This is a genomic window from Sphingobacterium sp. MYb388, assembly GCF_037479535.1.
Lineage (GTDB): Bacteria > Bacteroidota > Bacteroidia > Sphingobacteriales > Sphingobacteriaceae > Sphingobacterium > Sphingobacterium anhuiense.
Genome location: NZ_JBBGYV010000002.1, coordinates 958,817 through 975,145 on the forward strand (window position 1 = coordinate 958,817; position 16,329 = coordinate 975,145).

At 35.4% G+C, this 16,329-nt stretch carries 8 protein-coding genes; 5 read left to right on the forward strand and 3 right to left on the reverse strand.

Translation table 11 applies throughout. The features are described 5' to 3' along the window. The first annotated feature begins 185 nt into the window (after window positions 1–185). Window positions 186–1,526, forward strand: a complete 1,341-nt coding sequence (locus WH188_RS09815) for a sulfatase-like hydrolase/transferase (RefSeq protein ID WP_168127431.1) — start codon at window positions 186–188, stop codon at window positions 1,524–1,526. A 78-nt stretch (window positions 1,527–1,604) separates the two neighbouring features. On the opposite strand, the gene WH188_RS09820 is transcribed toward WH188_RS09815, so the two are convergent. Continuing rightward, on the reverse strand, window positions 1,605–4,181 hold the full coding sequence (locus WH188_RS09820) for a Kelch repeat-containing protein (protein WP_168127432.1): 2,577 nt from the start codon (window positions 4,179–4,181) through the stop codon (window positions 1,605–1,607). A gap of 343 nt (window positions 4,182–4,524) precedes the next feature. Here WH188_RS09820 and WH188_RS09825 point away from each other — a divergent pair, with 343 nt between their 5' ends. After that, a complete protein-coding gene (locus WH188_RS09825; protein ID WP_168127433.1) occupies window positions 4,525–5,997 on the forward strand; it encodes a glycoside hydrolase family 76 protein in 1,473 nt (490 codons plus the stop codon). Between the two features lie 87 nt (window positions 5,998–6,084). Here the strand turns inward: WH188_RS09825 and WH188_RS09830 are convergent, their stop codons facing one another. Both WH188_RS09830 and WH188_RS09835 read right to left on the reverse strand, forming a co-directional pair. Next, window positions 6,085–6,861 carry a response regulator transcription factor gene (locus tag WH188_RS09830; protein ID WP_206368480.1) on the reverse strand — a complete coding sequence of 259 codons (777 nt, stop codon included), beginning with the start codon at window positions 6,859–6,861 and terminating at the stop codon, window positions 6,085–6,087. Next, window positions 6,858–10,013, reverse strand: coding sequence for a ligand-binding sensor domain-containing protein (locus WH188_RS09835; protein WP_168127434.1), 3,156 nt, complete (start codon window positions 10,011–10,013; stop codon window positions 6,858–6,860). Before WH188_RS09835 ends, WH188_RS09830 begins: the two co-directional genes overlap by 4 nt. Window positions 10,014–10,239: 226 nt before the next feature. Between WH188_RS09835 and WH188_RS09840 the strand changes: the two genes are divergently transcribed. From WH188_RS09840 to WH188_RS09850, 3 genes are all read left to right on the forward strand, one after another. Continuing rightward, the gene (locus WH188_RS09840) at window positions 10,240–11,400 is read left to right on the forward strand and encodes an aldose epimerase family protein (RefSeq protein ID WP_168127435.1); all 1,161 of its coding nucleotides are present in this window, start codon (window positions 10,240–10,242) and stop codon (window positions 11,398–11,400) included. Window positions 11,401–11,830: 430 nt separating this feature from the next. Further along, on the forward strand, window positions 11,831–13,675 hold the full coding sequence (locus WH188_RS09845; protein WP_132770150.1) for a glycoside hydrolase family 2 protein: 1,845 nt from the start codon (window positions 11,831–11,833) through the stop codon (window positions 13,673–13,675). Between the two features lie 99 nt (window positions 13,676–13,774). Continuing rightward, entirely contained in the window at window positions 13,775–16,252 is a 2,478-nt protein-coding gene (locus tag WH188_RS09850; protein WP_339423895.1) for a glutaminase family protein, read from the forward strand. Window positions 16,253–16,329 lie beyond the last annotated feature (77 nt).

The window sequence follows — 16,329 nt, forward strand, 5'->3', positions numbered from 1 at the left end:
CAATTATAAATCAATCCTGCAGTTCTGAAATTGATTATGCCATTTATTTAATATTGGAAGATCGAAAATGTAGTCCCTGCAAAGGTTTTAATAAACATGCAACAGTTTTTAATTTTTATAAATCCTAATTGATTAATTTAAAAAAAGAAATTACTATTATGAGTATCGTGTCGTGTAAAAAAAGAATGTTGTTATTGTTAACGGGTATAAGTTTTTGTTCCTTATTATATGCTCAAAAACAACCTCCTAATATTATTTTTATATTGACGGATGATATGGGGTATTCGGATTTGGGATCTTATGGTAGTCCGAATATTCAAACACCTTTTTTGGATTCGATAGCGAGTAAAGGTGTACGGGCTACAAACTATGTCGTTTCCACTCCTTCATGTACGCCATCCCGTGCGTCATTATTGACCGGACGTTATGCTTCTCGTTATAACTTGCCTCAACCGATCGGTCCTGGCTCGGAATTAGGTCTACCTGATGCTGAGGTAACGATCGCTGAAATGTTAAAGCAGAAGGGCTATCAGACAGCTTTGGTAGGAAAATGGCATCTTGGTGATAAAGCAGAATCGCTACCCAATGCACAAGGATTTGATTTCTTTTATGGTATGCTCTATAGTCATGATTACCGTGCACCTTATGTGAAAACAGATACTGTTATTAAACTTTTTAGAAATCGCAGTCCTGAAGTATTTGCTCCTGATGATTCGGATCTAAGTCAGCATTATCACCGTGAAGCACTACATTTTATCAATAAGCAAAAAAAAGACAAACCTTTCTTTTTGTATTATGCACATAATTTCCCACATCTTCCATTGGCATTTTCAAACAAGAAAAATCCTTATGCCAGTGCACAAAAAGCAGGTCCTCTTGGGGCGGTCTTGTATGAGTTGGATCAGTATATTGCCCAATTATGGCACGCATTAGAGGCTAAAGGTCTGGATAAAAATACCATCTTGATGTTTTCTAGTGATAATGGACCTTGGATTGAGTATCCTGCTCGTATGTCAGATGACGGCGAGACGAAAAATTGGCATGTTGGAACTGCTGGCGTATTTAAAGGTTCGAAAGCGCTGACTTATGAAGGCGGTGCCCGAGTTCCTTTTATTGTTTTCGGAAAGGGAATTATCCCGGAAGGAAAAGTTATTCGCTCTTCTATCAGTAATTTAGATATTTTACCAACTATTGCTTCTTGGACGGGATCTTCTTTACCAGACAGAAAACTGGATGGACAATCAATACGTAATTTACTGGAAGGTAAAGAGACTGATTTAAACTATGTCCATAGACCAATTTTTTTGGTTAATTATGGTAAACCAGAAGCTGTGAAAGTTGGTGATTGGAAATATCGTATTATTAAACAACGAACAAATTTAATCTCAGGGAAAACGGAGGAGACGGTAGAGGAATTGTTTAATATTGCCTGGGATCCGAGTGAAAGAACAAATTTGATTCATGAATATCCTGAAAAACTGACGGAACTAAAAAGGGTATTTAATTCTTTCGATGAAAAGGAATAGTTTTTCAGCAACTCAAGAGAATCTCCAATCAAATGATAAGGTCCATTTGATTGGAGGTTTAAACCCTTAAGATGTAAATTAGGCTATATCTTCAAAGTTGAAAGGGAGGTCTTCCCCCATGATTTTCCTGTATTCGCTAGCAAAGTTTTGAAAACGTATGCGAGCTTCTTGGAGCATGTTTAAAGCAATCATTGCTTTAATTTCGATAAATAACGCATTTTCATTGAGAGGGTCAAATAGAAAAATAACTTCAGCCAATGCTATGCTATCGTTATAGGCATGTTTCTCCATACATTGATAGATTTCAGTGATTAAAAGAGGTGTTATATTTTTCTCTAGATCAGCCTTAGTTGAGTCGAAAATAGGTTGATTGGTACCCTGTAAGAACTTTCCCCTTCGTAATAGATGAATTAACTCATCTCTGTTTTCAGTGTTGTTAATAGACGAAGTGAGTTTCATACATCTCGTATAGTCGCAATAGAAATCGGCATGTTGTTCAATTTTAAAACGCCCTTTCTCATAGCGTAATTCTATCCCATCCAATTCACTTAATGCTTTTCTTAAATGGTTGATTGTAACGCCTCTTGAATTTTTGACTTTATCTTCAGATTTGTCTGGCCATACCAGATGACTTAATAATGCTGATGAAATCCCGGCTTCACCTGCGTGGGTTAAAATCAAACAAAAAACTTGTTTCAGTCGTGTACTAAATAAATGGGATATATCTTTTTGATTGCGATCTAATACCGTAAATTCTCCAAATAAATAGATTGCATTGGCTCGTAAGTTATTTTTCCAGACAGCGGGTTCGTTATTACTTGGTTTTAATTTATCGATGGGTGCTAATTTTTTAGTCTTGATCAACAAATGTTCTTTATTGCTATCAGCTACACCTGCAGGTACTGGTAAGATCATATGTCGCCCTGTTTTTTTATTAGAGATCCTTTTGAGCATGATGTAAGCTCCTATTGCAACAGTTCCTCCGAATAATACAAAAATCAGATATTTAATTTTATTATTTTTTTTTGGATAATTGCTTAATTCTGTTTCTGAGATAGGAGGGGAGTTTAGGGAATAGATTTTTAATGTTGACTTAACATCATCATTTGACTCTTGTACTAAAGCGAGTAGACGTCCAAGTTGATGGTCATAATAAAGCTGTGCCCGTGTTGAAATCTTGTCCGAATATATGGCTACAGAATCACCTAATATTTCATAGCTTCCATCTTGGATTGAAAACCGATAAAGCTTGATTGCTGATCGGGTGAGATGCTCGGGATAACATAAGGCATAAAAGTGTGACTGATCTGGGAATACAATACCGCGTGCAGGTACCACATGCTTATCTTTCCATTGAATATCCCACATTTTTGTCACCTTTTTAGTATCTAAGTTAATTTTGTGTAGATCATAATAGTATTTTCTTCCAACAATGTGCTCTCCAGACTCATTTCCCATTCCTCCAAAAATATATGCTGTACGATTGTTTTCCATATAGCCCGCAGATAGAAAATATCGTGGGAAGAGCTTATCTCCGGTAAAATCTTCAAGTTTTTGCCATTTGGTAGAATCAACGGTATATTGATAGAATTTGTCACTATAGGACATGTTTCCATATCCTCCGAAGATGTAGTATTGCTTTGCTTGTTGATCAAAAAAGAATCCATGGTGATGCAGTTCCTTTTGGACACGATCATAGCTTTCAATAGTCCATGTAAAACTATCTAGATTAAGACTGGCGACGGTGGGGCCCTCATAGGGATAATTATGATACAATTCATAAACATAAAGCTTATTTGCTTTTACATCGAGAAAATTGCTTGCTTGGATCAGATCGACAGGGCATTTTTTTTGAAAAGCAACTTTCCGAGTGTCATTCGTTTTGATATTATGAATAAATATAGAATCGCGATTGAAATAATAAATTTCTTTTCTGCTTTCATTGTAATTAGAGCCTGCTTGAATTGACGAATTGAAGGTCTGTACTAATTGCCATCTGTAAGAATCATTGATCAACCATTCGGGATTGCTTACTAAACCATAGTTATTTCCTTCAAAATCATGAACGATATTACCTTCATTTTCCCTCAAGGGGAACACATATTTGGTGTTTTTATTTCCAATGGATAGGTTTTTAATTCCCATATTTGGGACATCGATCAGGTAATCACTTTTTCCGAAAGTAATGATTGGAAAATAGGGGTTAGGGAGCTTAATTTTTTTGGATGCGAAAACTTTGTTTTTTATTTGAAGTTTAAAAATTCCTTGTGTTAGATTAAAGGTTAATTTAACCGGAAACCAGCTGTTGTTGTCCAATAATCGACGATCTATCTTGGCTATGATCAAACTACTTTTTCCTTCTTCATTTAGTCTGAAGATGCACTGATCTTTTTCTTCGTCATAAAACAGGTTATAGATGGTATTATTTTCCTTGTTTTGAACTCTAAGGATATTCCCCAGTGAGTTGGTGCCATAGATTGCAAGTTGAAAGTCAATATCAAATAGTCCTTCAAATGAAATTGTGTTTTCTCCAAAAACTTCATAAGAAGTACGTTTATCGATTGCGTGATGACCTCCGTTAAATTTAAGTCCTTGTGAAAAGGATAGCGTCGGCAGGAATAAGTAAATAGCAAAATATATATAATAGAATTTCATACAGGGCAATCAAAAACTTAAATCCAGAAGTATGGACGCATCATTCCCTTTAAAAGGCGAGCGTATAAACCTTCGTAGATGATTTAATGGTTAGTAACTAATTTTTCAACATCTTAATACCTTAAAAGTATACAAAAAATTAATCAAATGAAATAAAGACGTTGTTACATGTTTTCTGATTTTTAACACGCAATAGTATTAAAATAAAACCGGGTTATTGTTTTATTTTTGCCTATTAACCCCTTTTTAACCCTAAAATTAATCGACTCTACTTATCTTGTTCCAGAATTTAATGCCTTAATCATGGGCAAAATTCTGACTAATTATAAACCAGATTCTTCTTATGAAATTTTTAAGAAAGCTACAAAGCATTTTTATTCATGCTATTCCACTATTACTGTTTGTACAGTTTTGTTTTTTAACGCCTACCCATGCCACGATTCGAAATGGCAGGGATGGTAAGATTGTTTTAGATCTACAAAATCAGAATTTAGTGCGTTCCATTCAGCTTGTTGATAAATCCATTGCCACCTATTTTTCAGGTGATGAGATGACCATGGCTAGATTTTACAACCCGGATACCAAAGAACTATCTTCTGAAAGGGGGAGTGTTTGGATGTATACAGCTTCGATAGAAGCTGTTAATGCAATTTTAACAAGTCTTAAACTTCAAAAGGAAAATGGCAATGTATTATTGTTTAATCAACATTATAAGCGTTATGTCGATTTGTTAAAGAAACTATTTAATAATGCTGATTATTATCTAGGCACTTTTACGCTGACTTCCTTTACACAAGAAAAAGAGTGGGCAGTCTATGCTGTAGACCGTGTTCGAGAAAAGGGGAAAGCGAATGTTATTGGGATACTGAATGTTTACGATGACCAAATGTGGCTTGTACGTGAATTATTAGACGCCTATCACCTAACGAATGATCAAGTCTTTTTAGAAAAGGCTGAGTATTTGACGGCCTATGTTCTTGATGGTTGGGATAGTACACTAGATGACAGAAATAAAGAGCATGGCGGTATTCCCTGGGGCCCAGGTTATGTGACCAAGCATGCTTGTAGCAACGGTCCAATGGTTAGCCCATTGGTATGGCTGCACGAAATCTATAAGCATAAATCTGATCAGATCGAGCATCGCTATGTCGATAAAAAAGATAAACAATCACGCCGTTCCAAAATGATCAATAAAGGTGATTATTATTTGAATTTTGCACAAAAAGTTTACGATTGGCAAAAACGTTATCTTTTAAACAATCAAGGTGTCTATACAGATATGATGGGAGATTGTTCCCCAGATTGTACTATCGCATATGAAACTGTCCATGGAACGAGATACCGTGCTAATACATTTTTGAAAACTGCTGTAGGTCCCTCATTTTCCTATAATAGCGGGACGATGATTTCTGGAGCTGCAGATCTATATCGCGTAACAAAATCAAAAAAATATAGGGAAGATGCACAGTCATTATCTCATGCTAGTTTCGAGTATTTTGCAAAATTGGGAAAGCAGATTCCGGCATATTACACTTACGAATCCTCCGGATTCAACAATTGGTTTAACGGTATCCTACTTCGGGGATTCTTTAATATTTATCCTAATTATAGAAAAGTAGGAAGTTACATGGAGTCTTTTCAAAAGAATCTTGATTATGGATATGACCATTTCTTGAAGGATGGGTTTTTACCAACAGATTTATTAAAGGGATGGGAAACCGATCAAAATAAAAATAATCTGGAAGGTATGTTCATGTTTACATATGCCGCGCAATATGCTATTTTATCGCAATACGAATTAGACAAATCGAAATAAACCTAAATAGCAGGTTGTGATTTTAGCCAAAAATTAAAGATTGATTTTAAAGACCTCATGTATTTAGCATGGGGTCTTTTAGTTATTTTAGGAGTGTAGTTTTTGTTGTTCTAAAAATTCAGAAGGGCTTACTCCAAATTGTTTTTGAAAGTTCCGTGAAAAATGCGTGGCCGAGCTATAGCCTAGTAAGTTGGATATTTCATAGATTTTGAATTTTCGTTGTGCTAGTAATTCTGCGGCTTTTCGCAACCGGGTCAGGTTAATCAATTCATTAGGAGATAGGCTCGAAACAACATTAATTTTTCGATAGAGTGTTGGTCGGCTCATACACAAAATATCAGCCATACGGTCAACATTGAATTTCGGATCATCTAAATGATTCTGAATAATTTCATCCACTTTTTGAAGAAATTCTTGATCGCTTTGATTTTGCCCAATGCTCTGTATCTGTGATAAAGGGTTACTAACAAAAAAAGCTTTTACTTTTAATCTGTTTTTTAAAAGACTGGCAATTTGTGCTCTTAAAAATGCCGGTGAAAATGGTTTTTCAATATAAGCATCAGCGCCAAATTCTAAGCCTTGGATTTTAGATTCAATACTATTTTTCGCCGTAAGTAAAATTACCGGAATATGGGAGGATGCCATATTTTCTTTAATATGTTGGCACAATTCGTAGCCATCCATTTCCGGCATCATGACATCGCTAATAATTAAATCAAAATTATCCGATTCCATCAATTTCAATGCTTCTATACCATTGTTGCAGGTTTGAACATGATATTCTTCACAGAGATCATCTGCAATAAATTCAAGTAATTCTTGATGATCGTCGATTAAGAGGATATTGGCTTTTGCATTTTTCATGATGATAGTGAGCTTTGATTTAGAGGAAGTATGAGTTTAAATACGTTGAAGGAGGATTCGTCTACTTCATATATTAATGTCCCTTGATGTTTTAAGGTCAATGATCTAGTAAGGGCTAAACCTAATCCACTACCTGAAATACTTTTGCTTCTTTTTAAGCGATTAAAAGGTTCAAAAATATTTTGCTGTTCTGTTGGCGGAATTATTGCCCCGTCGTTCTTTATGATCAATACACATGTTTTTGTGTTTTCATCAGTTTTTAATGTTATTTCTATTCGATGATCAGCATATTTTAATGCATTATTAAGCAGATTATAACAGATTTTTTCGAAAGCGTCCAGATCTATTAAAGCGATAATGCTCTGACTGATATCTAGTGTTAAAACACGATTTTGAGCAATTAAGGTTATGGCAAAATTATTGATAATTTCTTGTAAAATATGGCTTATGTTATGCGGAGCAAAGTTTAATTTAAACCCTTCGGCTTCTACCTTTCTGAAATCCAGTAATTGATTGCTTAATTCAATAAGTTTATTGGTATTGTTTTCCATCGTTAGCAGTAATTTATCTACTGCCGGACTGCGTTCGACTCTATCCATCAATTTTTCTAAAGGGGCCTTTATTAATGTTAACGGAGTTCGGATTTCATGAGCAACATCAGTATAAAAATTGATTTTTGAACGGTATAAATCTTGATCTCTTAAGTTTTGGATTGTTAAGATATGTTGACGATTCCGCTGTTTTATTGCTTCATTAAAATGATGAATTATAAATGCGATAAGCCCGATAATAATAAATCCATAGATAAGATATGCAGGAAGACTTGCCCATATTGGCGGTAATACTTCTATTTTCAAGGTCTTGATTTGTGGAATCGCAGTGCCATTTGGATCTTCAGCTTTAATTATGAATGTGTAATTTCCTGGCGCCAGTTTGGTAAAGTATGCGCGGGGGATACCATTGATAGGGTTCCATTTTTCATCTATTCCTAACATTTTATAACTATAGCGTACAGAATGAGGAGCTTGATAATGTAATGCAGCAAAATCTAAGCTAAATGAGGATTCATCGTGCTTAAGTTTAATACTTTCGGTAAAGAGAATTGATTTTTTGAGAATGGTTGATTCATCAGTTTGACTCACTTCTCGATTATTGACAGTTAAATCTGTAATAAAAATAGGTGTTTTTGCATTGTATTTGATTTGATTTAATTGTTCTGGCTTAAATCGGATCAAACCATTGATAGTCCCAAAGTAGAAATTATTGTTGTTATCATCAAAGGAAGAGTTGTAATTGAACTGTAATGTTGGTAAACCCGATTCCATATTGAATGTCCGTATTTTGTGGTTGACGGGGTTATACCTAACAAGACCTTTGGAAGTAGCCACCCAGATATTATTTTCTTTGTCTTCTAAAAAAGAGAGAATAACGTTGCTGGGCATTCCGTCTTTTATACTTATAGAGCTAAAGCTGTTATTTTCAAATTCTTTTTTTACCATTCCTCCTTCAGTTGCAATCCACAATCTTTTTTTTGAATCTTCAAATAAACTGTTAATTCGATTATTGGGTAGCGCATGTTGATCATGTGTCTGCTGCTTATAATGTTTAAAATAATTGGTCTCTGGATTGTAACAAATTAAACCATCACGCCACGTACCAATCCACAAATTACCCCGGAAGTCCTCTAATATACAGGTGTAAAAAATATAAGCCGGTACATTTTTTATTAAGAAAAATTGTTTGGTATCCAAATTAAAGCGGTACAATCCTCGTGTAGAAGCGGCTAAAATATCACCTTTTTTTGTTTGATAGAGGTGGAATATGAAATTACTTTCAAGTTCTGAATTATGATAACTATTTCTATCCAAATGTTGTGTCACCTGTAAACGTTTTAAATCGAATATATCGAGTCCATTTACAAAAGCACCGACTAGTAATTTGTCTTTAATGGCTAGTAATCCATGAATATTATTATTAGCTAATGAGCTATTTTGACTCGTAAAACTTTGGATCTTATTGGTTGAGAGGTTCCATTTTGATATTCCGCCGTTCTCGGTACCCATCCAAATATTACCTTCTTTGTCTTTTTTAATGGCCCTTACAACCGATCCTTGTAGGTTTGTTGGTTGGTCGCCCGGTAAAATTTTTTCGATGATGCTGTTATGTGCATGATAGTAATTTAGTCCACCAAAATAAGTACCTAACCAGATGCCCTGATCTTTGTCTTGTAATATGTTGTAAATTGCATCGTCGGAAATACCCCATTTATTATGATTCTCCTTACGTAAATGGAGAAAACTTTTAGTGGTGATTTGATAAACAAACAAGCCAGATTCTGTTGCAAACCAATATTCATGGTCATTCGGTTGAAGAATATCCCTTACATATAAAAATTGTTTCAACTGTTTTTGACCAAGAATGGAAGTAAGTGTTCCAGTGCTCTTTTCGTAAGAGAATACACCCGCTTTGGAAGTCCCAATTAGGAGTTGTCCCTGCTTTGTTTCTACTATTTTTTCAATGCTATACCAATCTTTTTTTTCAAATGATTTTGTGAAATCAAGAAATGGAGTAATCTGATACTTTTCGTTAACGAGGTAAATAATACCCTCTGGAGTTCCAAAATAGAGTTTTCCGGATTTTGTGCTGCATAGTGATGTGATGTACAGATTTGATTTTGTAAGTTGTCTTGTTACTTTATTTGTAAGGTTGTGCAGGTAAAGCATTCCATTGGATATAAACCATAGGTTGTGCTTTCCATCTGTCGTAATAACAGGAACTTCTGTGCTTCTAAATTTCTCATCTAATATTTCAAAATTTTCATGAATGGGATCATAAGAGTAGATCCCTTGATCTGTACCGATCCACATTTTTTTTTGATAGTCTTCTTTTAAAGATATAATAGAATTACTTCCTAAACTTCGATGATCTTCTTTACTTGTAAAGTGTTTGAAAGAATTTCCATCAAAGCGATTCAATCCATCTTTGGTACCAAACCATAGAAATCCGTAGCTATCTTGCATACTGCAGATAACTGCGTTGTTAGAAAGTCCTTCATTTATTTGATAATGGTTAAAATAATAAGGTTGTGCATGGATATGAGCAGAAAATAAAAGATAAGCAAAATAAAGAAGCAACAATTTAATTTTTATCATGTCTAATTGGTAATTGATACAAAAGAGCAGTATTATGAAACAATTCTGCTAATCAATATTTTCTAAATTTAGGATTTTAGTACTTGTAAGGTTGAAGATAAAAAATTAAAAAGTAAATCGTAACTTTTAAGTTCAATTATTTCATTTATCTGTCAACTAAATCGCTTAAGTTGATCAATATGATCAAAATTATGAACCTTTATAAGGGACCTAAAATAAATTAAAAATGAAAAGAAAAATGGAGTGTATGGGTATTGTTAGTATCCTTGTCGTTGGATTAGGATGTCAGCAAAAGAATGTCACAGAAAATAAGGATCAATCTGGAATGATTTCCTATATGGATAGCGCTGCATTTGATGCTAAAATAAATGATCATGATGTCCAGTTATTTGAATTGAAAAATAAACGGGGTGTGCATGCATACTTTACAAATTTTGGTGCACGCATAGTTGGTTTGTGGGTTCCGGATAAACAAGGTAATTTAAGGGATGTGGTTTTGGGATTTACAAAAGCTACCGATTACAACAACCCGGCAGAGCCCTATTTTGGAACGATTGTCGGTCCTTTTGGAAACCGTATAGCAAAGGGAATGTTTCAACTTGATGGACAAACTTACCAACTACCTATTAATAATGGTGTCAATACACTACACGGTGGGTTTAATGGCGTTCATTTTGCCAATTGGACCTTGAAAATGAAGAGCGATTCATCGATTACATTTGCATATACCTTGCCAGATAGAGCTGAAGGTTTTCCAGGAAATATTGCGATGGAAGTTACATATGGTTTAAATGACCAAAATGAACTAACAATTGGATATGAGGCGCAATCGGATAAAAAAACGGTTGTAAATCTAACAAATCATGCTTATTTTAATTTAAACGGAGAAGGTAGTGGTTCAATATTGAATCACCAGCTTCAGTTATTTGCCGATGAATTCACGCCTGTTGATAGTACATTGATTCCAACTGGAAAACTTGAGAAAGTAGGCGGATCAGCTTTTGATTTCACGACCGCTAAGGCAATTGGTAAAGATATTGATGCTAATGATCGTCAACTGTCTTATGGTAAGGGATATGATCATAATTTTGTCTTAAATAAAAAAAGAGAAGGTGATTGGTATAAAGCTGCTCATATTGTGGGTGATCAATCCGGAATTGTCCTGGATATCTTGACGCAGGAACCGGGGATTCAATTTTACAGTGGTAATTTTATGAGTGAAAAGGTCCAATTGAAAAATGGTAAAAAAGACTCTTTTAGAACTGCATTTTGTTTAGAACCACAACATTATCCAGATTCCCCTAATCAACCGAATTTTCCAACAACCGTATTAGTTCCTGGTCAGATCTATAAAACTAAATCACTATATCGATTCTCAGTTCTGTAATTGTTATTTTCATATTATCCAAATATAATCAAGCCCATTTCTTATTTAGGTAATGGGCTTTTCTTTAATAATAATTTAGAATCCTTTGCTAAGCTTAATTAAATGATACAAATGCGCACATTTTTGAGAAAATTAGCAAGTTAAAGTAGCTTGTTAAATCATAAATTTGAGTAACCAGTAATTAAGCACAACGACCTAATAATCATTCAATAATTATTTCGAGGAATTATGGTTTAATCTTAGAAAATATGATCGTTTTGGGGTTAAAAGAGAATGATACTGATCACAGCATTTTAGGTTCGTGTGGAAAATATTGAGATTACAAAATAAGAATTGAATTGATTTTGATGGGAGCCTAAGTTCATGGTTTGTAGTCGTCCCATCTTTAAATATAGTGATATAGATATTAATGATTATACGTTTTTTTATTATGAAGAGAACTTTATTGTTTGCAGGTTTATTAATGACCATACAGATGAACTTTGCTCAAGATTGGAAGCCCGCAGGTTCGCATATTTTAACTTCTTGGGGGGAACAAGTAAATGTTGAAAAGCCACATCCAGAATATCCGAGACCACAGCTCGTCCGATCGAACAATTGGCAAAATTTGAATGGACTTTGGAAATATGCCATTACACCTGTCGATGCTCAGGCTATTCCAACGCAATGGGAAGGTAATATTTTGGTACCATTTGCTGTTGAATCATCTTTGTCTGGCGTAGGGAAAGAAGTGGGAAAAGATAAAGCGTTGTGGTATAGTAATAGCATTACTTTAGATAAAGCAGTTCAAAAAAATAAGATTTTACTTCATTTCGGTGCCGTAGATTGGCAATGTGATGTATTTATCAATAACCAACTGGTCGGTAGGCACGAAGGGGGATTCGATCCCTTTACGATGGATATCTCAAAATTTCTTAAAAAGGGATCGAAGCAGGATATTGCTATTCGGGTATGGGATCCTACCGATGATGGGCCACAGCCACGCGGTAAACAAGTAAAGCATCCTAATGGAATCTGGTATACACCTGTGACAGGTATATGGCAAACAGTTTGGCTAGAGAGCGTTTCTCAAAGTCATATTGTAAGTACTAAGCAAACTCCGCAATTGGATGAGGGAAGCTTAACCTTTGAAGCTTTGGTATCCGGAGGTCAGCCTGGCGATCAGATCAAGGTGAAAGCTGTGGATGGCAGTCGTATTCTGCAGGAGCAATTAGGTGAGCCAAATGTGGCTTTTAAGATTGCTGTTCCAAATGCAGAGGAGTGGTCTCCTTCTAATCCTAAATTGTACGATCTGGAAATTCAATTGTTACGTAAGGGTAAAGTAATTGATCAGGCTAAAAGTTATTTTGCGATGCGTAAGATATCGATGCAGCAAGATAAAGATGGTATTCAACGATTAATGCTTAATAATAAGTTTACATTTCAGTATGGTCCATTGGATCAAGGCTGGTGGCCCGATGGTCTGCATACAGCTCCTTCAGATGAAGCGTTGAAATTTGATGTGATCAAAACTAAGGAAATGGGTTTCAACATGATCAGGAAACATATTAAGGTTGAACCTGCACGTTGGTACCGTCATTGCGATAGTATCGGTATGTTAGTTTGGCAAGATATGCCAAGCGGTGATCTTGGTGGAAATAATTGGGATATGCAACCCGGAAAAATTTCAGGAGGTGATCGTGACAAGACGCGTTCGGCAATATCAGAACAGTATTATCGTAAAGAATGGAAGGCGATAATGGAAGTTTTGCATAATTTCCCAAGCATCGTCATCTGGGTGCCTTTCAATGAGGCTTGGGGACAGTTTAAAACTAAGGAAATTACAGAATGGACAATTGCAAATGATCCATCTCGTTTAGTGAACAGTGCCAGTGGAGGGAATTTCATGGAAACTGGACATATTCTTGACATTCATAATTATCCAGATGCTGCTATGCCTGATCCTTCTTTATTTGGTGCAAATCAGGTTTTAGCATTAGGTGAATTTGGAGGTTTAGGCTTACCGGTTGAGGGGCATTCTTGGCAACAAAAAGACAACTGGGGTTATCAAAGTTTTAAAAATAAAACGGAGTTATTGGATCGTTATAAAAGACTTATTCATGATCTAAACCGTTTGATTCCAATGGGATTATCAGCGGCAGTTTATACGCAAACCACAGATGTGGAAGTTGAAACAAATGGACTAATGACCTACGATCGAAAAGTAATAAAAATGCCTGAAAGTGAACTGAAGGCAATTCACAAACCTTTATTTGAGTTTTTAATTAAACGTTAGTGTGTATTAGGTTGCTCTACTTTTGTGCAAGTGGAGTAACCTGATTCATGAAGATAATAAATTGAAAATTTATTTAAGTAATCCATCAATATATTCATAATGAAATTAAAATATGTCGCTATAGCTGTTCTGTTGTGTCAATCGCTTTTTTCGTCGGCGCAACATAATCCAGTCAAAAATAATTTGCGCGCACCTGCTTTTCCTCTAGTCACCATTGACCCCAATACCAGTGCGTGGTCGTATAGTGATGAACTTTATGGTGATGTTGTGCGGCATTGGACCGGAAAAACTTTTCCGTTGCTTGGCGTCATAAAAGTAGATGGTAAAGCCTATCGTTTTTTAGGTAAAGAGGAAATAGAATTAGAACCTATCGCACGAATGGGAGAAGATGATCACTGGAAAGCGCCATACACAGAGAAGGAACCTTCTGCCGGATGGAATACCTTGGCATTTGATGAAGCGAACTGGAAAACAGGGATTGCGCCATTTGGTACAAAAGATAAAGAATCTCATGCGAAAACAGATTGGCAAGAGCCTAAGATATGGGTTAGAAGGATTATCAACTTAGAAAAAGATTTAGCGGGACAGTCTGTTTATATTGAATTTACCCATGATGATGATGCAATTTTATATGTTAATGGAATAGAAGTCGTTAATACCGGAAATAGAACCGGTAAAAATAATCGCGTCAAACTCTCAGATGAAGTTGTTAAAACCCTTCGGAAAGGGAAAAATATCATTGGAGGTTACTGCCACAACAGAGTTGCAAATGGCTTTTTTGATTTTGGCTTATTTTTAGAAAGAGAGGGGAGTAATCATTTTGATCAGGAAGCAAAGCAAGAAAGCGTTGATGTGCAAGCAACACAAACTCATTATGTTTTTGACTGTGGGCCGGTAAAAGTGAAAGTAAGTTTTACTGCTCCTATGTTTTTGGATAATTTGGATTTACTGACACGACCTGTCAATTATTTATCTTATCAAGTTGAATCAAAAGATGGTAAAAAACATCAAATCGAATTCTATCTTGAAGCATCTCCAAACTGGGCATTAAATTCGCCATTACAAGAATCTGAAAGTAGTGAATTTAAAAATGGATCCTTACAATACGTAAAAACAGGAAGTAAGAATCAACAGATACTGGGTAATAAAGGTGATGACTTGCGTATTGATTGGGGATATTTTTATATGGCTGGAGATCAAAAAAATACCAAAGCAATGATTGGTGATAGCCATGATTTAAGGAAACAATTCTTAAAATCAAATCACGTTATTCAAAGCTCTGTTTCAGGGAAGCAACTGGCCCTGCGTCAGTCATTCTCCGTAACGTCCAAATATAGTGATAAGATACTTTTAGGTTACGACGATTTATATGCGATTCAGTATTTTAACGAAAACTTACGTCCTTATTGGAATAGAGATGGCCAAAGTACCATTGAAAAGCAATTTGATTTAGCAAATAAAGAATATAGCAAATTAATAAAAGCCTCAGATCAATTTGATGCCCAATTGATGCAAAGCGCGATCAAGGCTGGTGGTAAAGAATATGCAGCATTATGCGCACTTGCGTATCGTCAAGCGATAGCTGCACATAAATTGGTAAAAGCACCAAATGGTGATTTACTTTTGTTATCGAAGGAAAATGATAGCAATGGATCTATTGGCACCGTCGATATTACTTATCCCTCAGCACCATTATTTCTATACTATAATCCTGAACTGGCAAAAGGTCTTATGAATTTTATTTTCTATTACAGTGAAAGCAATAAGTGGACAAAACCTTTTGCGGCACATGACGTGGGTACCTATCCGATAGCAAATGGGCAAACCTATGGCGGAGATATGCCAGTAGAAGAGTCTGGCAATATGTTAATATTAACTTATGCTATTGCTAAAGCAGAAGGCAATGCTGCTTATGCAAAGAAACATTGGAAAGTCTTATCTACCTGGGTAGATTATTTGGTAGAGAAAGGACTTGATCCAGAAAATCAGTTATGTACAGATGACTTTGCAGGGCATTTTGCTCATAATGCCAACTTATCGATTAAAGCGATTTTAGGAATTGCTTCTTATGGTTATTTAGCGGAGATGATGGGTGATCAGCAAACCGCTGATAAGTATTTCAATCAAGCAAAATCAATGGCTAAGAAATGGAAGACAATGGCACAAGACGGTGATCATTATAAACTTACCTTTGATCAATCTGGTACGTGGAGTCAAAAATACAACATGGTCTGGGACAAAATATTAAAAATGAAAATTTTTGATGAAGATATTCGTACAACTGAGATCAAATACTATCTCACAAAGCAGAACATTTATGGTCTTCCATTGGATAACCGTCAACAGTATACAAAAACTGATTGGATTTCTTGGACTGCAACAATGGCCGATGACAAAGAAACCTTTGAAAAATTCATTAGCCCAGTATATCGTTTTATGAATGAGACAGTAGATCGTGTACCCATGTCAGATTGGATCTATACAGATAAACCTAAACGCTCAGGTTTTAAAGCTAGATCTGTAGTAGGTGGTTATTTTATCAAAATGCTGTCAGAAAAAATGGAAAAAGTAAAGTAGATTTAGATAGGTTGGTTTGTAGGGCCTTGTGTATACCTGTATGCAACAAGGCCCTTTTTTTAATGCAGGCTCAACCT